We start from the raw sequence: 20432 nt of genomic DNA, 5'->3' as shown, positions 1-20432 counted from the left end.
ATGACTCAGACACGTACGTCAGCGCTTGACCGCGAGGGCCAGCGCGCAGCCTTTCTGGCGCGTGCCGGCTTTGCCGGGGCGCCGTTGCAGGCGTTGCCGGCCGACGCTTCGACCCGGCGTTATTTTCGCCTCGGCGGCGAAGGCCTGTTGCTGATGGATTCGCCGCCGCTCAGCGAGCCGATCGGCCCGTTCGTGCGGGTCGCACGGCATTTGCACGGCCTGGGGCTTTCCGCGCCGGGCTTGATCGAGGTGGATGAGGACGCCGGACTGGCGCTGATCGAAGACTTCGGTCACGACACTTACACCCGGCTGCTGGCGGCGGGGCACCCGGAAGGCGCGTTGTACCGGTTGGCGGTCGACGCGCTGGTGGCGTTGCATCGGGCACCGTCCGCCGCCGCACTGGCGCCCTACGACGCCGGGCAACTGAGTGACGAGTGTGCGCTGTTCATCGACTGGTACGTGCCGTTGCTGATCGGCCAGGACGCCGCGCGTGCTCTGCGCGAGGCGTTTCTCCTGCTGTTCGCCGAGGCCTGCAGCGATGTCGCGCAACGCCGCGAAGCGCTGGTGCTGCGTGACTACCACGTCGATAACCTGATGTTGCTGGAAGGTCGCGAAGGCGTGGCGGCCTGCGGGTTGCTGGACTTCCAGGACGCCTTGATCGGCGCCGCAGCCTACGACCTGATGTCATTGCTCGAAGACGCGCGCCGCGATGTGCCCGAGGCACTGCGCGTGGCGATGCTGACGCATTACCTGATGCAGCGTCCGGAACTCGATGCGCCGCGTTTTCTCGAGGACTACCGGCGCCTGGCCGCCCAGCGCCACGCCAAGGTGCTGGGGATTTTCGTGCGCCTGGCCGGTCGCGACGGCAAGCATGGTTACCTGGCGCACTTGCCGCGCACCCTGGGTTTGTTCGTTCGCGCACTGGACGCCGAGGCCTTCGGGCCGCTGCGCGCGTGGCTCAACGGCCATGTGCCCGGCTGGCGCGATGAATTGCCGCCGGCCACCCTCGATGCATTGCGCCAAACCCCTTATCGATTGGTTCAAGGATCTGCCCATGGCCACCTTTAATACTGATACCGCACTGCGCTTCATCAATGGCGAATACCAGCCGCTGAGCGAGGCGCGTGTGCGCGAAGTGCTGGACCCCGCCACCCTGCAACCGGTAGGGCAGGTCGGGCTGTGCGGCGAAGCCGACGTCCAGGCTGCCGTCGACGCCGCCACCGCCGCGCAACGGCAATGGCGGCTGATCGATGCGAAAAGCCGCGCCGCGCTCCTGCATCAACTGGCCAATGCCATTGAGCAGGAGGTTGCCTGCAACCGCGAAGTGGCACGGCTGATGACCCTGGAAATGGGTAAGCCGTTTCCGGAAGCCATGGGCGAGCTGGCCAACTGCGCGCCGATCTTTCGCTACTACGCGGAAATGGCCCGGGACGATGCCGGCAAGGTCGCCGGCACCACGCAGATCGGCTCGTTCCAGCACGTACGCTACGAACCCTATGGCGTCAGCGTGCACATCATGCCGTTCAACTTTCCGATCCTGCTGATGTGCTGGACGGTCGCCGCCTCGCTGGCGGCCGGCAACGCCTGCATCGTCAAGCCGGCGGAAGCCACGACCCTGTGCACGCTCAAGTTCATGCAACACTTCACCGCCTTGGCGCCGGGCCTGGTGTCTTGCGTGCCGGGCGATGCGGCGACGGCACAGGCACTGGTGAAGTCCAGCGGCACTCACGCGGTGGCGTTTACCGGCAGTGTGGCGGCGGGCAAGGCCGTGGCGGTGGCCTGCGCCGAACAGATGAAACCCTGCGTGATCGAGGCCGGCGGCAGCGATCCGTTGATCATCTCCAGGCATGCGCCGCTGGAGGTCGCGGCGGCGGGCGCGGTGACCGCCGCGTTCCACCTCAGCGGACAGATCTGCACCTCGGCGGAACGCTTCTACGTCGTCGATGAAGTGCATGACGAATTCGTCGCCCGATTCGCTGAGCGCACCCGCGCCCTGCGCATCGGCCATGGCCTGGAACACACGGAAATCGGGCCGATGGTCAGCGAGGCTGCGCGCAACAAAGTCATGCGCCTGGTGGACGATGCCGTGGCCAAGGGGGCGACGCTGGTCTGTGGAGGTCGGGTGCCGCCGCAACACAGTGTCGGCTGGTTCTACGAGCCGACCATCCTGACCGGGGTGACCACCGACATGGCAATCCTCCAGGAGGAGTGCTTCGGCCCGGTCGCGGCAATCTGCCGGGTCAGCGACTTCGACGAAGCGGTGCGCCTGGCCAATGATTCGCCGTTCGGTCTGGGCGCGTCGCTGTTCTCCACCGACCTGGCCGAAGCGATGGAGGCGGCCGAGCGTCTCGAAGCCGGGATGGTCTGGGTCAACAACCCGCTGATCGACAACGACGCGCTGCCCTTTGGCGGCTGGAAGATGTCCGGCCTTGGGCGTGAACTCGGGCGTCAGGGCCTGGAGGCGTTCCGTCGCTCGAAAATGGTCATCATCGATCATCAGCCGAAGATCCATGACTGGTGGTATCCGTATGCCGACGACGTGTTCTATCGCGATCCGGCCTGAGCCGTCGCCACAGGAGAGGTTCGTATGAGCGACAACGTTTCCTGGCCGACCCTGGCGGTGATCCTCGCCGCCGGGCAGGGCACTCGCATGCGTTCGACGCTGCCCAAGGTCATGCACCCGGTGGGCAACCGGCCGTTGCTCGGCCATGTGCTGGCGGCGGTCGAAGACGCGGCCATCGAACATTGTGCGGTGGTGTTGGGGGCAGGCGGTCGAGTAGTGGCCGACTACTTGAAACAGACCGCACCGGCGGTGCGCACCTTTGTCCAGCAGGAGCAGTTGGGCACGGCGCACGCACTGCTGGCGGCCCGGCCGGCCTTGCAGGCCCATGAACAGGGCTGTGTGTTGGTGCTGTTCGGTGATTCGCCGCTGATCAGCGCGCAGACCCTGTTGCAGTTGCGCCAGGCGCTGATCGACGGTGCCGCCGTGGCGGTCGCCGGGTTTCACACCAGGCAGCCGGGGCCCTACGGTCGCCTGCTGGTGGAGAACGGCCGCCTGCTGGCCATCCGCGAAGCCCGGGACGCGAGCCCGCAGGAGCTGCAGATCGACTTCTGCAACGGCGGTGTCATGGGGCTGCGTGCCGACACCTGCCTGTGGCTGCTGGACCGGATTGGCAAGCAGAACGCCCAGGGCGAGTATTACCTCACCGACGCGGTGGCCGTGGCCAACGACGCCGGCCTGCCAGTGATGGCGGTGGACGTGGACGAGACCGAGGTGCTCGGGGTCAACGATCGCGAACAGTTGCATACCGCCGAGCAGCTGTTCCAGCAGCGCCGGCGCCAGGCCGTCATGCAATCGGGCGTCAGCCTGGTGGCCGCGGACACGGTATTCTTCAGTGCCGATACGCGGCTGGCCGCCGATGTCTGCATCGAGCCCTGCGTGGTATTCGGGCCTGGGGTCAGCGTGGGCCGCGGGGTACGAATCGATGCCTTCAGTCGTCTGGAAAACGTGCGGCTGGAACAACCGGAAAACGAGGTGTGTCATGGCTGATTATCAACGGCTGTACATCGGCGGCGAATGGGTCGAGCCGGTGCAGCGCGGTGTTTTCGAAACGCTGGACCCGAGCGATGAGTCGGTGCTGGCGCAGGTGGCGGCGGCCACCGCCCAGGATGTCGAGCGGGCGGTGGCCGCCGCGCGCCAGGCGTTCGACGAAGGGGACTGGCCGCGCTGGAGCGGCACGCAACGGGCGCAGGTGCTGCGGCGCATCGCTGACGGCATTCGCGCGCGTCAGGACGAACTGGCGGCCATCGAAGTGCGCGACAACGGTAAGCCGCTGCCGGAAGCGGCGTGGGACATCGCCGACACCGCCGGCTGTTTCGACTTTTATGCCGCGCTCGCCGAGGGTTCGGATCAGGCTGCCGAGCAATCCGTCAGCCTGCCCGATGAACGCTTCAACTGCTCGGTGATCAAGGAGCCCGTGGGCGTGGTTGGCGCCATCATCCCATGGAATTTCCCGATGCTGATGGCCTCATGGAAAGTCGCCCCGGCACTGGCAGCAGGCTGCACGGTGGTGTTGAAACCGTCCGAACTGACGCCGCTGACCGCCATCGAGCTGGCACGCATCGCCGATCAGGCCGGGTTGCCCGCCGGCGTGCTCAACGTGGTCAGTGGCCTGGGTGCCGATGCCGGCAAACCCCTGGCCGAACACCCGGATGTCGACAAGATCGCCTTCACCGGCAGCGTGCCCACCGGGCGCAAAATCATGCAAGCGGCAGCGGCCGAGATCAAGAACATCAGCCTGGAACTGGGCGGCAAATCGCCGTTCGTGATCTTCGCCGACAGCGACCTCGACGCGGCGGTGGAGTGGATTCTGTTCGGGATTTTCTGGAACCAGGGCCAGGTCTGTTCGGCCACTTCGCGGGTGCTGGTGGAGCGTGCGCTGTACCCGGCACTGCTGCAGCGCTTGATCGAAGCGACCGAGCAGATCCGGATCGGCCAGGGCTTCACCGAGGGGGTGAAGCTCGGGCCGCTGGTCAGCCAGGGCCAACTGGACAAGGTGCTCGAAGCCATTGCGCTGGGGCAGCAGGAAGGCGCGCGCCTGGTCAGCGGTGGGGCACGTCCGGCGCACCTGGACAAAGGCTATTACCTGACCCCGGCGATTTTTGCCGATGTGCCTGAAGACAGCTCGGTGTGGCGCGAAGAGATCTTCGGCCCAGTGGTGTGCCTGCGGGCCTTCGACAGCGAAGCCGAAGCGATTCGCCTGGCCAACGACTCGCCGTTCGGCCTGGCTGCTGCCGTCATGTCGCGGGATATCCCTCGTTGCGAACGGGTCGCCCGCCGTTTTCGCGCCGGGATCGTCTGGGTCAACTGCTCGCAACCGACCTTTGTCGAAGCGCCCTGGGGCGGTTACAAGCAAAGCGGCATTGGCCGTGAGCTGGGCGAGTGGGGTTACAACAACTACCTCGAGACCAAGCAGATCACCCGGTATAACGGCGAGGCTTGGGGGTGGTATCTGGGGTGAGGCTTGTGGGTTTCAGGGTGTTCACGTTCCGCGTTCCCCTACAGGAGCGAGCCTGCTCGCTCCTGTAGGGGAACGGGTTTTCCAGACTATTTCAGGTACCAACCCCAGGGCTGGTCACTGACGTACTCGGTCACCTGCTTGACCTCCAGGTAATTGTGCAGCCCCCATTGGCCGAGTTCCCGGCCAATGCCGCTGTGTTTCATGCCGCCCCAGGGCGCCTCGACGAAGGTCGGTTGCGAGCAGTTGACCCAGACGATCCCGGCGCGCAGCTGATTGGCGACACGGGCACTGCGTTGCAGATCGGCGCTCATCACCGCTGCGGCGAGGCCGAAACGGCTGGCGTTGGCCATTTGCAGCGCTTGCTCCTCGGTCTTGAAACGCTTGACGCACAGCACCGGGCCGAACACTTCTTCGCGCCAGAGGATGCTGCTGTGCCCGGGTTCGTCGAAGATCGCCGGCTCCATGAAATAGCCTTCCAACAGATGCGCCGGGCGTTGGCCACCGGTCAGCAGGCGTGCACCGCTGGCGAGGCCCTGATCGATGTAGCCCAGGACCTTGTCGTACTGGCCTTGACTGACCAGCGGGCCGAGCAACACCCCGGGCTGCAGGCCCGGGCCGATGCTGATCCGGCGGGTTTCCTCGACCAGCCGTTCGATCAGGCGCGGAGCGATGTTTTCCTGTACCAGCAGGCGCGAGGTGGCGCTGCACACCTGGCCCTGGTTCCAGAAAATCCCGAACAGAATCCACTCCACGGCCGCCTCGACATCGGCGTCGTCGAACACGATGAACGCCGACTTGCCGCCCAGTTCCAGGCTGATGTTCTTGATGTCGCGGGCCGCCGCCGACATGATTTTTGCCCCGGTGGGCACGCTGCCGGTGAAGGCCAGTTTGTCCACGCCGGGGTGCTCGGTCAGCGGTCCGCCGGCATCGGCACCCAGGCCGCTGACCACGTTCAGGACCCCGGCCGGCAGGCCGATGCGGTCGGCGGCGGCCGCCAGTTCCAGCGCCGTGAGGGGCGTCAGCTCCGAAGGTTTCAACACCAGCGTTGCCCCGGCAGCCAGCGCCGGGGCGACTTTCCAGGCCGCCATCAACAGCGGGTAGTTCCAGGGAATAATCTGTCCGGCCACGCCAATCGGTTCATGGCGGATGCGGCAGCGAAAACGCGGGTCCGGCAACGCCAGCGGCTGGTCCTGCTGCTGATCCAGCTCGCGGGCCAACCCGGCGTAGTAGCGAAAGCAGCCGATCGCATCACCAACATCCCACTGCGCTTCGGGCAAGGGTTTGCCGTTGTCGCGCACTTCCAGCTCGGCCAGCGCCTGCTGAGCGTTTTCCAGTTCATCGGCCAGCGCCTCCAGCCACTGCGCACGCTCGGCCCCGGTGGTCTGGCTCCAGCCGTTGTCGAAGGCACGCCGGGCGGCGCGTACCGCGTGATCGACGTCCTCCTCGGTGCCCGCCGCTACCCGATGGAAAGCCTGGCCGGTGGCCGGGTCGATCACGTCCAGGTAACCGCCCAGGTCCGGGCTGACCCACTCGCCGTTGATGTAAAGCTGATCACGCATGGTGAGACTCCTGGACGCCGGTACGGCGGTTTTGCAGGTGACGGGAAGTGAACAGCAGCGCCAGCGACGCGCAGATGATGACGGTCGATACCGCGTTGATCTCCGGGGTCACGCCGCGGCGGATCGAAGAAAAGATGTAGATCGGCAAGGTCGTCTCGGAGCCTGCGACAAAAAACGCGATGATGAAATCGTCGAAGCTGAAGGTGAACGCCAGCAGGAACCCGGCCATGATCGCCGGACTGATCTGCGGCAGGGTCACGCGCCAGAACGTTTGCATCGGCGGTGCGTAAAGGTCGGCCGAGGCTTCCAGCAGGGCCTTGTCCAGTGAGTCGACGCGGCTGCGCACGATCACCATCACCAGCGCCATGGTGAACAGCGAGTGCGCGGCGATCACGGTGAAGAACCCCATGTTCAGGCGCGGCACGTCCGGTATCCAGCTCGCCAGCAAGGGGTTGATCAGGTCGAACAGGCTGATGAAGGCAATCAGCGTCGAGATGCCGATGACAATGCCCGGAACGATGATCGCGCAGTAGGTCAGGGCGTCGAACAGCAGGCGCACTTTGGGATGGGCCCGTTGCAAGCCGAACACCGCCAGGGTGCCGAACAGCGTGGCGATCAGCGCCGAGGTGAAGGCGATGAACGCGCTGTTGCCCAGCGCTTCCATGATGAACGGGTTGCCGAAGGCGCGGCCGAACCATTGCGTCGAGCAACATTCGAACGCCAGGCCACTGCGCCCGGCGTTGAAGCTGAACAGCACGATCAGCGCGATGGGCGCATAGAGAAACAGGTACAGCGAAGTCGAATAGCTGCGCAGCCACATGTCACACGCCTCCGTCGGCAGGGCGGCCGCCGTAGCGCGCCACCAGTTTCAGGTACACCCCGATGATCAGCAGCATCATCGCCACCAACGTCATCGCCAACGCACTGCCGAACGGCCAGTTGCGCGATTGCAGGAACAGGTCGACCAGTGCGTTGCCGACGAAGAACACCTTGCCGCCGCCGAGAATCGCCGGGATCAGGAATTCACCCATCAGCAGGATGAACACCAGCATGACCCCGGTGATGATCCCCGGCGCGGACAGCGGCAGGGTGATCCGCCGGAAGCTTTCGAAGGCGCTGGCACCCAGGTCGGCGGAGGCTTCGAGCAGGCGCTTGTCGAGTTTTTCCAGGCTGACGTAAATCGGGAACACCATCAGCGGCAAGTAGCCATAGACGATGCCGATCAGCACCGCCCAAGGGGTGTTGATCAACCGCACATCCTCGAGGCCCAGGCTGGCGAGCATGGCCGGGATGCCCTTGCCACTGAGGATGAAGATCCAGGCGTAGGTGCGGATCAGGAAACTGGTCCAGAACGGCACGATCACCAGCGTCAGCAACAGCGAACGGTTGCGGGTGACCTTGACCGCCAGGAAGTACGCCAGCGGGTAGGCCGCCAGCAGGCACACCAGGGTGCCCAGCGGCGCGAGCATCAGCGTGTTGCTGAAGGCCGCGCCGCGGGAGCCGAGGTTCAGGTAGTTGGCCAGGGTAAAGCCACCGGCATAGCCGCCCACAGCGCTGCGTTCGCCGAAGCTGAACACCAGGATGATCACCAGCGGCATCAACAACAGCAGCAGGAACCACAGGGTCGACGGCAACAGCATCAGCAGGGTGATCCGTCGGCCGAGGCTGCGCCGCTGGCGCGCCTCGACTGACAGGGCACTGGCCGGCTGCACCGTTTGCGGGTGGGCGGCAGCATTCATGGGTGACTCCTCGTTGGCCATGGTCGGGGCTCAGGCGGACTTGAAGCGCGCCATCAGTTCGGCGCGTGCCGGGCTGGTCAGCGTCGCCGCTGCACCGAACTCCAGCGGGCTCAAGGCCTCGGCGGCCGGGTACATGATCGGGTCGTCGAGCATGGCGGCGGGCAGCAGGGCATCGACGCGCTTGTCGCCGCTCGGGTAGCCGTGACTCAGCACTTCAAGCTTGTTGTGCTGCGGGTCGAGCAGGTAATTGATGAACGCGTAGGCGGCATCCTTGTGCTCCGAGCTTTTGGGGATGGCGAAGAAGTCACTCCACAGTTCGCCACCTTCCTTGCCCAGTTCGAACTGCATTTGCGCGTTGTCGCGGTGCAACTGCGAGGCATCGCCGGTCCAGGACATCGCCAGCCAGGCATCGCCGCTGCGCATCGACGGCTGAATGTCGGAGTTGATCGCGAACAGGTGCGGCTTGACTTCGATCAGCAGTTTTTCCGCGTCGGCCAGTTCTTTCGGGTCCAGGGAGTTGAAGCTGTAGCCGAAGCTTTTCAGGGCGTTGCCGATGGCGGTCAACTGATAGTCGTGAACCATGGTGCGGCCACTCGCCGGGCCTTGCGCGGCGGCCCAGAATTCTTTCCAGCTGGTGGGGCCGTTCTTCAATTTGCCTGTGTCGTAGAGCATGCCGGTGGTGCCCCAGTTTTTCGGCACCGCATACACCTTGCCGTCCACCGTGCCTTGCGCCATGAATTTCTGCTGAAACGCCGAGGCGTCGAAATTGGGAATGCGCGACAGGTCCAGCGGTTCGATCAGGCCCAGGCCGACGTAGGTGCTGATGGTGTAGTTGGTCGGCACCAGCACATCCCAGCCGCTGCCGCCGGCCTGCAACTTGGCGAGCATTTCCTCGTTGGAGCCGAACACGCTCATCGAGACCCGTGCGCCGGTGGTTTTGCCAAAGGCGTCGAGGTTGTCCTGGCTGTGGTAATTGGGCCAGGTCGCCAGCGACAGTCGATCCCCCAGCTTGGCCTGCTCGGCCGCCTGGGCGGTGGACGTCAGCAGGCCCGGCATGTTCGTGGCGACCACTGCCGCGGCAATCCCCAGGCCGGTGCGGCCAAGAAAATCGCGGCGGCTGATCGAGCCGTTCTGCCAGCTGCGCAGGTTTTTGATAAACGTCTTCTGGTCCATAGCACGCTCCACATCCGGTTGATGAATCGTTGAATTACAACGCCATGGCCAGGCCGTTGGCGTGATCCCAGCCGACGCTCACTGCCGCGCCGTGTTCGAATGCATTGGCGCCCTGATCCTGCTGGCGCGGCACCCGCACGCAGACCACGCCGAAGGCCTGGGTGCGTACGCGGTATTCGGTGGTATTGCCGAGGTAGATCCGGTCTTCCACGCAGCCTTGCAGTTTCACTTCGCGGGCCAGCTCGGCGTGGGCGCCGGCGATGCTGATCAGTTCCGGGCGCACGGCGATGCAGCCGGCGGTGTCGGCGCTCAGGGCCTGGCCGGTGGGCGTCAGCGGGCTGGTCAGTTCCAGTCCCTGCTCGGTGCGCAGTACCACGCGGTTGCCGTGCAGGTGGCGCACCGTGCCATTGAACAGATTCGATTCGCCGATGAAGTCGGCGACGTAGCGGCTGGCCGGTGCTTCGTAGAGTTGTTCCGGGGTGGCGGTCTGGATGATCGAGCCGCTGTGCATCACGCTGATGCTGTCGCTCATCGACAGGGCTTCTTCCTGGTCGTGGGTGACCAGCACGAAGGTGATGCCGACTTCCCGTTGCAGGCGCAGCAGTTCCGATTGCATCTCCTTGCGCAGCTTGCGGTCGAGTGCGGCCAGCGGTTCATCCAGCAACAGCACGGTGGGCTTGTTCACCAGCGCCCGGGCGAGGGCGACACGCTGTTGTTGGCCACCGGAGAGTTCGCTCGGCTTGCGTTGGCCGAAACCGCTCAGGCGCACCATTTCCAGTGCCTCGTCGGCCATGCGCAGTTGGGCTTTGCGGTCTGGGCGCGGGGTGCGATAACGCAGGCCGTAGGCAATGTTCTGCGCCACCGTCAGGTGCGGGAACAGTGCGTAATGCTGGAACACCATGTTCACCGGACGCTCGTAGGCCGGCACGCCGGCGACGCAGTGGCCCGCCAGGCGCACTTCGCCGCTGCTGGGTTGTTCGAAGCCGGCGATCATGCGCAAGGTGGTGGTCTTGCCGCAGCCCGACCCGCCGAGGAAGGAGTGAAATGCGCCACGGCGCACGGAGAAGTTCAAGCCACTGACGGCGGTCACCTCGCCATAGCGTTTGACCACATTGCAGAATTCGATATCACTTGGCGAATTGTCGTTCACGAGGCCGGCTCCCTTGCAGTGATGAATCAGTGCGACGGGGCCAAACTAGCAACGGCGGTTTTGCGCTGTATATATCCCTTGGGGGATAGAGTCGTTTTCAGGCGTCAGGCGTCGACGACCAACTCCTGTCCGGTCAGGTCGCGGATGAACAGACCGAGCAATTCGGATTGGCTGCCGATGCCCAGCTTGGCGTAGATGTTCTTGCGATGAATCTTCACCGTGCCGGGGCTGATGTTCAATTGCTCGGCCACCGATGCGCTGGAATGACCGCGCAGCAACAGCTGGACGATTTCCTGCTCGCGGCCGGTAAGGATGTGCGCGCCGAACTGATCGAAGGCTTCGCGGATCTTGAAGTCCAGGTCCTGCGCCGGACGCGGTTGCTGGGCCTGACGCAAGCGCCAGGCTTCGTTGACCACCTGTTCGACTACGCCTTGTGCGCACTCGATCAACTGCATCTCGTCGCGGCTGAAGGCGCAACTGGCCGACGAGCGCATCAACGACAGCACCGCCATGGCGCCCCCCCCAGTTCGACGAAAAACGCCACTTCTTCCGCCAGACCGGTTTGCTGGTAATAGGTCAGGTAATACTCGCCGAGGTAGAAGTGGTCCGGCGCAAACTGGCGCAGGCGCCACAGGCCCGGCGCCTGTCCGCGGGTACAGGCCAGGTAGAACGGATCGAGCAGATACGGCCCGCACTGGTAGTCATCGACGTACACCGCGCGCTTGTCGGCGGCAAAGGTATCGAACAGCGCCAGGGGCCGGTGGTTGCCCTCGTAGACGAACAGTACGAAATGATCGACCGGGCACACCTGGCGCAGCCAATGACTCAAGCCCGCCAGGCGTGCATGCCCCGCTTGCAGGTCGAGCAAGTGGGCGACACCGGTGGTCCAGAGTTTGAGTTCCTTGGGGCGCATGGCAGCTTCAGGCAGCAGGGGAATGCGTTGCGATGCACAAACTACGCCATGGCGGCTGGCGCCTTGCAGGGCGGGGCGAGCGACGATGCGCCGTAAAAAAGACGCACCGTTAGGGGGCTGTTTGTTACCGAGAGCTACAGCGTCAGTATCATCCTCGAGGCATTGGGGGCGTCGCCGTCAGAGCGCGTAGCCCGCCGTCAGCGCAATCGGAGTGTCCTGGGCGCCCACGATCAGATGGAAGGGCACCTGCACTTGCTCATCGACGGAATTGACCTCGAAGCCACCAACCACCATGGGTTGGCGCTCACACGTTTCAGTCGACTCTCCGGCCATTTTTTTCGCCATTTTCGCGTGATTCGCTGCGATTTCACTGAGAGTTGACACGTTGCATCTCCGAAAAACTGATCCAGCCTGGCGCTGGTGGTGGTGAGTATAGATGATGGCCGGCGCGTCAGGATTTCGTCACTGCGCGGCGACTACGCCAGCGTGTGCAATCCGTGAGCCAGCGGGGGTGGAAGAAAGGGCGCGTCGGGACCTGGGCGACGAGTGGTGAGCGGCAGTTGGAACGCTCCACGGGAAACCCTCGCGCAGGGCAATTCTTCTGCATGACCGAGCAAGCTGTTCGCACCGTCGCTTCCACAGGGCAGGTCTGCCAAGGTATCCAGCGCCCTCAACGGTACTTGATCACAATCCCCTTGAGCTTGCGGCCCTGGATGGTTTCAACGTCGCGACTCCACAATCCCCCGCGGACAAACGCGCCCGTGGTTTGAATATGGTCCTGACCCGCCTCAGTGTTCCCAGGTTCATCGCGAGCAAGCTCGCTCCTGCAGGGGAACCGTTTACTGATCCTTCTCGCAATTGACCATCCACGACACGCCAAACCGGTCCACCAGCATGCCGAAGCGCGCCGCCCAGAAGGTCGCTTCCAGGGGCATCTGCACGCTGCCGTCCTCGGCCAGTGCATTAAACACGCGATCCGCCTCGGCAATGCTGTCGACGTTCAGTGATACCGAGCACCCGGCCATGTCATCGGTGGGGCGGTCGGGGGTGGTGTCCGACCCCATGATCGCCTGGTCGCCCACCGACAGGCGGGTATGGATGATCAGGTTGTGCAGGTCAGCCGGGAAGTGTTCGCGGGCCGGGCTCTCGCCGAAGGTCATCATCATGTCGAGCTGGCCTTGCAGGGCTTGGGCGTAGAAGGTGAACGCGGCTTTGCAGTCGCCGTTGAAGATGAGGTAGGGATTGATTTTCATGGCAGGCTCCCGAAAAGGAAGGCGGCAGAAGGAGGGCGCGGTGCGCGTCCGGCTCTGCGGTGGATGGGCTCCAATAGCAAAGCGTTAGAGGGGACCACATGCAAAAATCTTTTAGATGTTTTGTCTATTGAACCGGCACGGCTTATGGCGTTGCGCCTGAGATGTCAGGCTGCCGCGCGCGGCAGTGCAGGCCGCAGCAGCCGTTCGATGGCGCCGCCGATGAGGTTTTCCAGCAGTTCGTCGCGCGCTTGTTCGTCCAGCGCGTGCTGCGCCAGCCAGCAGGGGGCGCTGTTGAGCAGGTTGGCAATCGCGTGTCCGGTGGCCAGACGTGCCGGTTCGCTGAGGCGCAAGCGGCTGCCGAGCATCTGCAGCAAAGTGCCTTCGTATTGTTCGCGCAATTGCCGGACCCGCGCCTGCTGCTCGTCGTTCAGGCAGCCGCTGTCGCGCTCCACCAGGCGAAAATGCCAAGGCATTTCCTGATGCAGGTTCAGGTGTGCGCGGATCAGGTTATGCAGCTTGTCGCGTTTCGCACCGGCCTTGTGATCGATGCGCCCGAGTGCCGCCAATAACTCTTCGTAGAATTCCTCGATCAGATCGAGCAGCAAGTGCTGTTTGCTCGGGTAATGGTGATACAGCGAGCCCGGGGACAGTCCCAGGCATGTGGCCAGTTCGCGCATGCCGACCTGACCGAACCCCTTGCTGGCGAACAGCTCCAGCACTTTGTCCCGGTACTCGGCGAACCGTGAGCAACGCTCAGGCATAGGCATGGAAGCCACGCCCCGTCTTGCGCCCCAGGTAACCGGCGGCAACCATTTCCTTGAGCAGTGGCGCAGGGCGGTATTTGCTGTCGTTGAACCCCTCGTAGAAGGCTTCGAGAATCGCCAGCACCGTGTCCAGGCCGATCAGGTCCGCGAGGGCCAGTGGGCCGATGGGCTGGTTGCAACCCAGGCGCATGCCGGCGTCGATGTCGTCAGCGCTGGCCAGGCCTTCCTGGAACACCAGGATCGCTTCGTTGATCATCGGCACCAGGATCCGGTTGACCACGAACCCCGGACGGTTGCCGGCAGTGATCGCGGTTTTGCCCAGAGTGGTCGCCATCTCCAGGGCCAGGGCGTGGGTGGCGTCGCTGGTTTGCAGGCCGCGGATCACTTCGATCAGGCCCATCACCGGCACCGGGTTGAAGAAGTGCAGGCCGATGAACCGTTGTGGCTGGCTGACGCTGGCGGCGAGTTGGGTGATGGACAGCGACGAGGTGTTGGAGGCGATCACGCACTCGGCACTGACCTGCGCGGCGATCTGTTGCAACACGCGCAGTTTCAGGTCGAGGTTTTCCGTGGCGGCTTCGATCACCAGTTGCACGTTGTGCAAACTGCTGTAATCGGTGCTGGTGCGGATGTTGTCGAGGGTGGCAAGCTTCTGCGCGGTCGTCAGGGTTTCTTTGGCCACCTGGCGATCGAGGTTCTTGCCGATGGTCGCCAGGGCCTTTTGCAGGGCGCTGTCGGCGATATCGATCAGGGTCACATTGAAGCCGGCCTGGGCGCAGACCTGCGCGATGCCGTTGCCCATGGTGCCGGCGCCGATCACGCCAATGTTTTGCAGATTCATGTTGCCGTCCTTCCGATCAGACCCTGCGATACCTTCGCCGCCGCAACGGTGGAAGGCGTAAGATTGCCGCGAGTCTAGAGCCGGTGCGACGGTTGGCCTATGCCGAAACTGTTCAAGGGTGCTGGTGTTTTTTGCCATTCGGCTGATTGGGGAGCGAAGCGTTCAGATGCGGGAAAAGGACTCGGTGGCCGCCTACTTCGTGCAGGCGATGATCCATGGGCTGGGCAACGATCCGCGACGCCTCGCGGCGGCGCTGGAGCAGGCCGGCATCGACCCGCTGTTGCTCGAACAGCCCGCGGCACGGGTGCCAGCCAGCGCATTTGCGGCGCTGTGGCTGATTCAGATCCGCGAGCTCAACGACGAGTTCTTCCGGCTCGATTCCCACGGCATGCCCCCGGGCAGCTTTGCGTTGATCTGCCGCGCCCTGATCCAGGAGCCCGACTTGCATAAAGCCATGCGCCAGTGCCTGGGCAATTTCGCCCTGTTCCTCAGCGACTACCGCGGCACGCTGACGGTGCGCGGCAAGCGTGCGGTCATCAGCCTGGAAACCCGTGCGCCAGCCGATATCGCACGGTTTGGCGACGAAACGTTCCTGGTGCTGATGATCAGCCTGATGTGCTGGCTGGGCGGGCGGCGCATCCCCATCGACCGCGCGGATTTTCGTCATGAGCGCCTGTCCTTGAGCGACGACCGCTTGCTCTGGGGCCCCAACCTGACCTTCGGCACCGAGCGCACCGAAATCGAATTCGCCAGCCACTACCTGCGCTTGCCAGTGGTCCAGGATCTGGCGTCGCTCAAAGTGTTCCTGCGCACGGCTCCGCAATGGCTGGTGATTCGTTTCCGCAACCAGCATGGCCTGGCATCGCAGGTGCACCAACGCTTGCGCAACAGCCATTACAGCCAATGGCCGACCCTGCAGGCCTTTGCCCTGGAACAACACCTGAGCCCCAGCACCTTTCGCCGCAGGCTGGAGCGTGAAGGCTGTTCTTACCAGGAGATCAAGGACGAGGTCCGCCGCGCCGTGGCGTTCGAGCAGTTGCGCGAGAGCCGGGCCAGCATCGGTCACATTGCCGAGCAACTGGGTTTCCAGGAACCGAGTGCGTTTCATCGGGCGTTCAAGAAATGGACGGGAGAGAGTCCAGGCAAATATCGGGCGAAATTTCAGGCGTGAACGTCGGACGCCGTTTGAGTTTTTGTGCGGCTGGTCTTCGTCCTTTGTAAGAAAAAACTTCGGCCTGTAGTCCTGACATTTCTTGTGACGACCTTGCTTTGTCCGTGGGTGACACAGGCCTTCGGGGTGCTGTATTTATTGGCTCCGAGTCGATTTTTTCAATGGAATGAAAACGGCATGGATGGCTTGGTCAAGGAAGTGATTCCGCTGCTTCAGTATTTGATTCCGGGTTTTCTGGCGGCCTGGATTTTCTATTCGCTGACGGCGTTCAAACGGCCGGACACCTTCGGGCAGATTGTTCAGGCGTTGATATTTACGTTTTTGATTCAGTCGCTGGTGGTTGGACTGGGCGCGTTGCTTCTCGTGATTGGCGAGGGTTTCTTTTCCGTGGGTGTGTGGGACAGGAAATCAGAGGCATTGCTGTCGGCAGTGATTGCGGTGTTGCTAGGCTTTTTATCCTGTTACATCGCGAGCAGTGACAAGCTGCATCGCGCACTCAGAAGAGTGAACATAACCCGGCAGACCTCCTTTCCCAGCCAGTGGTACAGTGCTTTCTCAACCAGACCAAGATTTGTCGTACTGCATTTACTGGACAACAGGCGCTTGTATGGCTGGCCGATCGAATGGCCGGCCGAGCCGACAAGGGGGCAGTTTGTGATTGAGGATCCCAGTTGGCTCGACGGCGAGGGTCAGGAGTTTCAAATAGGCGCAGAGGCTATTGTTATTGATGTCTCGAACGTTCAATGGGTTGAATTTTCACAGCAGAATGGTGAACAGCATGACGAGCAGGGTTCCTCAGGAAATGCCTCCTTGTTACAAACCAACGGTTGATAGCAGCGGCAGGCCGGGTGTGTCCCGGCGACCCAAGCCCCCCTTGGGTCCACCGGCTGTAAAAAGAAACGCTGATCGTTCGTTCCGGCGCGATAGTTAGGGATGCCCGCTGCCCTCAACCGAATCACAACGTTGCTCGACCAGTCCAGACGCGCGCTGCTGCTGGTCTGGGGCACCTCTCGCGGATTGTTCCTTGGTCTGGTGTTGGCCACCCTGGTCGCCGGTGTGCTTCCGGCGCTGGCGGCCTGGCTTGGCCAACGCATTGTCGATGCCGTGGTCTTCGCCATGCAGTTGCACGCGCAGCAGGGCAGTGCGCCGCTGTGGCCGGTGGTGCGTTATGTGCTGTTCGAGGCGGGCGTGCTCGCGTTGCTGTCCGGGACCCAGCGGGCGTTGTCGGTCCAGCAATCGCTACTGCGGGTGCAGTTGGGGCAGAAGGTCAACACGATGATCCTGCAGAAGGCGCAGACGTTGTCGCTGGTGCAGTTCGAGAATTCCGAGTTCTACGACAAGCTGGTTCGCGTGCGGCGCGAAGCCTCGACCCGTCCGTTGGCGTTGGTGATGAAGTCGCTTGGGCTGATCCAGAACCTGATCGTGTTGATCAGTTTCGGTGTGTTGCTGGTGCATTTTTCGCCGTGGGCACTGGTGTTGCTGGTGGTCGGCGCGCTGCCGGTGTTTTTCGCCGAAGCGCACTTTTCCGGCGACGCCTTCAGGTTGTTCACCCGCCGTGCCCCGGAGAGCCGACAGCAGAATTACATCGAGACGCTGCTCTCCCATGAGGCCTACATCAAGGAGGTGAAGCTGTTTGGTTTTGCGCCGCTGTTGTTGAAGCGCTACCGCGAGACATTCACGCGTCTTTACGCCGAAGACCGGCGGTTGACCCTGCGCCGCGATGGCTGGGGTTTTGTCCTGGGTCTGCTCGGCACGGCGGCGTTTTATCTGGCGTACGCCTGGGTGGTGGTCGACACCGTCCACGGCAATATCACCCTCGGCCAGATGACCATGTACCTGGTGCTGTTCAAGCAGGGCCAGGCGGCGGTGAGCAGCAGCTTGAGCGCCATCAGCGGCCTCTACGAGGATGGTTTGTACCTGTCGAGCCTTTATGAATACCTGGCGGAACCGGTTGTGGCGGACACCGGGCATCTCACCGTGGGCGCCTTGCCGGGGGATGGCTTGCGCTTTGAACAGGTCGGTTTCCGTTATCCGGGAGCAAGCCGGGCAGCGCTGGAGGGGATCGACCTGCACCTTGTTCCGGGGCGCAGCGTGGCGCTGGTGGGGGAGAACGGGTCCGGCAAGACCACACTGATCAAGTTGCTGACCCGCCTGTATCGCCCTGATCAGGGCCGTATCCTGCTGGATGGCAGCGATTTGCAGGCATGGGAGGAAGAGGCGCTGCGCCGGCGCATCGGGGTGATTTTCCAGGATTACATCCGTTACCAGTTCACCGTGGGCGAGAACATTGGCGTCGGTGACACCCTGGCTTTCAACGATGAGCAGCGCTGGCAGGCGGCCGCCGCCGAAGGCATGGCCGCGCCGTTCATCGAGCGACTGGACCGAGGGTATGCCACGCAACTGGGGCGGTGGTTTGCCGGGGGGCAGGAACTGTCCGGTGGGCAATGGCAGAAAATCGCCCTGTCCCGCGCCTACATGCGTCGCGACGCCGATATCCTGATTCTCGATGAGCCGACGTCAGCCCTCGACCCGGCGGCGGAAGCGGCAGTGTTCGAGCATTTCAGCGAGCACACGACGGAGCGCATGACGCTGCTGATTTCCCACCGGTTTTCCAGCGTGCGCAACGCCGATCACATCATCGTGCTCGACCAGGGCGTCATTCTTGAACGTGGCGATCACGACAGTCTGGTGGCTGCGGGCGGGCGTTATGCGCAGTTGTTCAATCTGCAGGCGCAAGGTTATCGCTAGCTGTCAGGCATACGGGCATTGCGGGTCAGTGCCGGTCCGGCCATCTGTGCCGGTCTGGTCTTCATCAGGCTTTCAATGGCCTGTCGGTACTGGCTGCCGCCCAGGCTCATGCTGTTGTTGTGGGTGCCGCCAGGCACCAGCAGCAACTTTTTCGGTTCGTTGGCGGCGTTGAACAATTGTTCGCTGAAGCGCGAAGGCATGAAGGCGTCGGCCAGGCCATGGACCACCAGCAGCGGCATGTCGATGTCGACGATCTTGTCGATGGAATCGAATTTCTGCGACAGCAGCCAGCGCACCGGCAGCCATTTTACCGGCAGGTTGCTTTCGGCCACTTGCGCCACGGCATCGCCCAGTGAGGTGAAGGTCGATTCGATCACCAGCCCTCGCACCGGAACGGCGACCTGGTCTTTTTTCGCCTGAGAGGCGAGGTCGGCCGCCAGGTCGATGGCCACGGCGCCACCCAGGGAATGGCCATAGATCAGGCGCTTGTTCGCATCCGGTTGCAGCGCCTGGAAGCGTTCCCAGGCCGCACGCGCATCTTCGTACACGCTGGCCTCCGATGGCAGGTCGCCCTTGCTCTGGCCAAAGCCACGGTAGTCGATGGCCAGCACCGAATAGCCCATGGCGCGCAATTGCTCGATGCGAAATGCCTGGCCGGTCAGGTTCCAGCGCACCCCATGCAGGTACAGGATCGACGGCGCATCCCGACGTGCGGCGGGCCACCACCAGGCATGCAGGTTTTGTCCGCCCTTGAAACGGTCGGACTGGATGTCGAATTCCTGGACGTCCCTGGGCAAACCGCGATACCAGCCAGCGGTGCCCGGTTCGATGCGGAACAGCAACTGACGCTCGGTACGCTCCAGCACGCCGCAACTCACCGGCAGGCCGACCACCAGCAGGGTCATGCACAGCAGCGCCAGCCAGCGGCGACGCAAGGTGGAGAGCAGGGGAGAGGGCATGGGCGGGTCTACCGGTTGAACACTGAAAGTCGGGTTTTAACAGAAGCGCGGTGGTGGCGGGAACAATTTCGACGGTTGTTCACTGTCTTTCCCCCGTCACACCTCAGCTCCCACAACGACCGCGCCCCTCCAGCGACAATCGTCAATCCACCTGCAATACAATCTTGCCGATATGATCCCCGGCTTCCATCCGCGCATGCGCCTGTGCTGCCTCGGCCAGCGGATAGACTTTGTCGATCATCGGCAGGCAGCGCCCGGCCGTGAGCACCGGCCAGACGTATTCGCGCAGTTGCTCGGCGATCGAGGCTTTTTCCGCGTCGGTACGCGGGCGCATCAGCGAGCCGGTGATGGTTGCGCGTTTGCTCATGATCCCCAGCAGGTCGACGTCGTTGGCGCGGCCACCCCCCAGGAAGCCCAGCATCACCAGGCGACCTTCCATGCCCAGCGCGGCGATGTTCTGATTCAGGTACGAACCGCCCATGATGTCGAGGATCACGTTGACACCCTTGCCGGCGGTGTTGTCCTGGATGACCCGGACGAAATCCTGGTCGCGGTAGTTGATCGCTTCGGCGCCAAGCTTGCGCACAGCCGCGCATTTTTCTTCGCTGCCCGCCGTGGCGAAAGCCTTGATGCCGAACTCGCGGCACAGCATCAGGGCGGTGGTGCCGATGCCGCTGGTGCCGCCATGGATCAACGCGCGTTGTCCCTTGCTGGCGCCGCCCATGTCGAACAGGTTGGCCCATACCGTGAAGAAGGTTTCCGGAACGGCCGCGGCCTGCACCCAATCCATGCCTTCGGGGATGGGGAGGGTCTGCCCGGCCGGGGTGACGCAGTATTGGGCGTAACCACCGCCATTGGTCAGGGCACAGACCTTGTCCCCGACGATGAACTCACTGACCCCCTTGCCGAGTGCCACCACCTCACCGGCCACTTCCAGGCCGGGGATCGGGTTCATGCCGGGCTTCAGCGGATATTGACCGGCCCGCTGAAGGGCATCGGGACGATTGACCCCGGCGGCGTGCACGCGGATCAGCACTTCGCCTTCACCCGGGGTGGGTATCGGGACCTGGCGTGGCTTTAACACCTCGGGGCCGCCGGGTTCAGTGATTTCTATCAGGGTCATGCGGGAGGGCAGATTCAT

18 protein-coding genes and 1 pseudogene are annotated in these 20432 nt (G+C 63.5%); 7 read left to right on the top strand and 12 right to left on the bottom strand.

What is annotated here, in order from left to right; translation table 11 throughout:
* Genes ACM6IM_RS10525 through ACM6IM_RS10510 form a run of 4 tightly spaced genes read left to right on the top strand, consistent with a single transcriptional unit; the run spans position 1 to position 5021 of the window.
* Positions 1–1068, top strand: coding sequence for an aminoglycoside phosphotransferase family protein (locus ACM6IM_RS10525; RefSeq protein ID WP_201189162.1), 1068 nt, complete (start codon positions 1–3; stop codon positions 1066–1068).
* Complete coding sequence (locus ACM6IM_RS10520; protein WP_414865089.1) at positions 1055–2563, top strand: aldehyde dehydrogenase family protein; 1509 nt, start codon at positions 1055–1057, stop codon at positions 2561–2563. The genes ACM6IM_RS10525 and ACM6IM_RS10520 overlap by 14 nt, the downstream gene beginning before the upstream one ends.
* 24 nt (positions 2564–2587) lie before the next feature.
* On the top strand, positions 2588–3550 hold the full coding sequence (locus tag ACM6IM_RS10515) for an NTP transferase domain-containing protein (protein ID WP_414865088.1): 963 nt from the start codon (positions 2588–2590) through the stop codon (positions 3548–3550).
* Positions 3543–5021 (top strand): aldehyde dehydrogenase family protein, encoded by a 1479-nt coding sequence (locus ACM6IM_RS10510; RefSeq protein WP_414865087.1) that lies wholly within the window; start codon positions 3543–3545, stop codon positions 5019–5021. Before ACM6IM_RS10515 ends, ACM6IM_RS10510 begins: the two co-directional genes overlap by 8 nt.
* Before the next feature lie 86 nt (positions 5022–5107).
* Here the strand turns inward: ACM6IM_RS10510 and ACM6IM_RS10505 are convergent, their stop codons facing one another.
* The 10 genes and pseudogenes from ACM6IM_RS10505 to ACM6IM_RS10460 form a co-directional block, all read right to left on the bottom strand.
* Positions 5108–6580 carry an aldehyde dehydrogenase family protein gene (locus tag ACM6IM_RS10505; protein ID WP_414865086.1) on the bottom strand — a complete coding sequence of 491 codons (1473 nt, stop codon included), beginning with the start codon at positions 6578–6580 and terminating at the stop codon, positions 5108–5110.
* Positions 6573–7400, bottom strand: coding sequence for an ABC transporter permease (locus tag ACM6IM_RS10500; protein WP_192301653.1), 828 nt, complete (start codon positions 7398–7400; stop codon positions 6573–6575). The genes ACM6IM_RS10505 and ACM6IM_RS10500 overlap by 8 nt, the downstream gene beginning before the upstream one ends.
* A 1-nt stretch (position 7401) precedes the next feature.
* A complete protein-coding gene (locus ACM6IM_RS10495) occupies positions 7402–8319 on the bottom strand; it encodes an ABC transporter permease (RefSeq protein WP_192301652.1) in 918 nt (305 codons plus the stop codon).
* A 30-nt stretch (positions 8320–8349) separates the two neighbouring features.
* Entirely contained in the window at positions 8350–9492 is a 1143-nt protein-coding gene (locus ACM6IM_RS10490) for an ABC transporter substrate-binding protein (protein ID WP_192301651.1), read from the bottom strand.
* Between the two features lie 34 nt (positions 9493–9526).
* Entirely contained in the window at positions 9527–10642 is a 1116-nt protein-coding gene (locus ACM6IM_RS10485; protein WP_414865085.1) for an ABC transporter ATP-binding protein, read from the bottom strand.
* A 104-nt stretch (positions 10643–10746) separates the two neighbouring features.
* Positions 10747–11555, bottom strand: a pseudogene (locus ACM6IM_RS10480) (response regulator transcription factor).
* A gap of 177 nt (positions 11556–11732) precedes the next feature.
* Positions 11733–11939 (bottom strand): hypothetical protein, encoded by a 207-nt coding sequence (locus ACM6IM_RS10475; RefSeq protein ID WP_414865084.1) that lies wholly within the window; start codon positions 11937–11939, stop codon positions 11733–11735.
* A 455-nt stretch (positions 11940–12394) separates the two neighbouring features.
* Positions 12395–12808 (bottom strand): VOC family protein, encoded by a 414-nt coding sequence (locus tag ACM6IM_RS10470; RefSeq protein WP_201189148.1) that lies wholly within the window; start codon positions 12806–12808, stop codon positions 12395–12397.
* A gap of 164 nt (positions 12809–12972) precedes the next feature.
* Entirely contained in the window at positions 12973–13575 is a 603-nt protein-coding gene (locus ACM6IM_RS10465) for a TetR/AcrR family transcriptional regulator (protein ID WP_201189147.1), read from the bottom strand.
* Positions 13562–14413: a 3-hydroxybutyryl-CoA dehydrogenase gene (locus ACM6IM_RS10460; protein WP_192301644.1), complete on the bottom strand. Its 852-nt coding sequence runs from the start codon at positions 14411–14413 to the stop codon at positions 13562–13564. Before ACM6IM_RS10460 ends, ACM6IM_RS10465 begins: the two co-directional genes overlap by 14 nt.
* 166 nt (positions 14414–14579) lie before the next feature.
* On the opposite strand from ACM6IM_RS10460, the gene ACM6IM_RS10455 reads away from it, so the two are divergent.
* From ACM6IM_RS10455 to ACM6IM_RS10445, 3 genes are all read left to right on the top strand, one after another.
* On the top strand, positions 14580–15584 hold the full coding sequence (locus tag ACM6IM_RS10455; protein WP_414865083.1) for an AraC family transcriptional regulator ligand-binding domain-containing protein: 1005 nt from the start codon (positions 14580–14582) through the stop codon (positions 15582–15584).
* 177 nt (positions 15585–15761) lie between these two features.
* On the top strand, positions 15762–16415 hold the full coding sequence (locus tag ACM6IM_RS10450; protein ID WP_414865489.1) for a DUF6338 family protein: 654 nt from the start codon (positions 15762–15764) through the stop codon (positions 16413–16415).
* A gap of 102 nt (positions 16416–16517) precedes the next feature.
* Positions 16518–18332, top strand: coding sequence for an ABC transporter ATP-binding protein (locus ACM6IM_RS10445; protein ID WP_414865082.1), 1815 nt, complete (start codon positions 16518–16520; stop codon positions 18330–18332).
* Here ACM6IM_RS10445 and ACM6IM_RS10440 read toward each other — a convergent pair.
* Positions 18329–19291 carry an alpha/beta hydrolase gene (locus tag ACM6IM_RS10440; RefSeq protein ID WP_414865081.1) on the bottom strand — a complete coding sequence of 321 codons (963 nt, stop codon included), beginning with the start codon at positions 19289–19291 and terminating at the stop codon, positions 18329–18331. The genes ACM6IM_RS10445 and ACM6IM_RS10440 overlap by 4 nt on opposite strands.
* A gap of 142 nt (positions 19292–19433) precedes the next feature.
* Positions 19434–20432 carry an NAD(P)H-quinone oxidoreductase gene (locus ACM6IM_RS10435; RefSeq protein ID WP_414865080.1) on the bottom strand — a complete coding sequence of 333 codons (999 nt, stop codon included), beginning with the start codon at positions 20430–20432 and terminating at the stop codon, positions 19434–19436.

Origin of the sequence: Pseudomonas sp. IT-P12 (genome assembly GCF_949767465.1) — a bacterium.
In the GTDB taxonomy this organism is placed as follows: Bacteria; Pseudomonadota; Gammaproteobacteria; order Pseudomonadales; family Pseudomonadaceae; genus Aquipseudomonas.
Note: the sequence above shows the minus strand (reverse complement) of the source record. Positions and strands in the feature narration are given on the sequence as shown.

Coding starts and splice junctions, on each gene's coding strand:
- ACM6IM_RS10525 (WP_201189162.1), top strand. CDS start 1: ATGACTCAGACACGTACGTCAGCGCTTGACCGCGAGGGCCAGCGCGCA.
- ACM6IM_RS10520 (WP_414865089.1), top strand. CDS start 1,055: ATGGCCACCTTTAATACTGATACCGCACTGCGCTTCATCAATGGCGAA.
- ACM6IM_RS10515 (WP_414865088.1), top strand. CDS start 2,588: ATGAGCGACAACGTTTCCTGGCCGACCCTGGCGGTGATCCTCGCCGCC.
- ACM6IM_RS10510 (WP_414865087.1), top strand. CDS start 3,543: ATGGCTGATTATCAACGGCTGTACATCGGCGGCGAATGGGTCGAGCCG.
- ACM6IM_RS10505 (WP_414865086.1), bottom strand. CDS start 6,580: ATGCGTGATCAGCTTTACATCAACGGCGAGTGGGTCAGCCCGGACCTG.
- ACM6IM_RS10500 (WP_192301653.1), bottom strand. CDS start 7,400: ATGTGGCTGCGCAGCTATTCGACTTCGCTGTACCTGTTTCTCTATGCG.
- ACM6IM_RS10495 (WP_192301652.1), bottom strand. CDS start 8,319: ATGAATGCTGCCGCCCACCCGCAAACGGTGCAGCCGGCCAGTGCCCTG.
- ACM6IM_RS10490 (WP_192301651.1), bottom strand. CDS start 9,492: ATGGACCAGAAGACGTTTATCAAAAACCTGCGCAGCTGGCAGAACGGC.
- ACM6IM_RS10470 (WP_201189148.1), bottom strand. CDS start 12,808: ATGAAAATCAATCCCTACCTCATCTTCAACGGCGACTGCAAAGCCGCG.
- ACM6IM_RS10465 (WP_201189147.1), bottom strand. CDS start 13,575: ATGCCTATGCCTGAGCGTTGCTCACGGTTCGCCGAGTACCGGGACAAA.
- ACM6IM_RS10460 (WP_192301644.1), bottom strand. CDS start 14,413: ATGAATCTGCAAAACATTGGCGTGATCGGCGCCGGCACCATGGGCAAC.
- ACM6IM_RS10455 (WP_414865083.1), top strand. CDS start 14,580: ATGCGGGAAAAGGACTCGGTGGCCGCCTACTTCGTGCAGGCGATGATC.
- ACM6IM_RS10450 (WP_414865489.1), top strand. CDS start 15,762: ATGGATGGCTTGGTCAAGGAAGTGATTCCGCTGCTTCAGTATTTGATT.
- ACM6IM_RS10445 (WP_414865082.1), top strand. CDS start 16,518: ATGCCCGCTGCCCTCAACCGAATCACAACGTTGCTCGACCAGTCCAGA.
- ACM6IM_RS10440 (WP_414865081.1), bottom strand. CDS start 19,291: ATGCCCTCTCCCCTGCTCTCCACCTTGCGTCGCCGCTGGCTGGCGCTG.
- ACM6IM_RS10435 (WP_414865080.1), bottom strand. CDS start 20,432: ATGAATCTGCCCTCCCGCATGACCCTGATAGAAATCACTGAACCCGGC.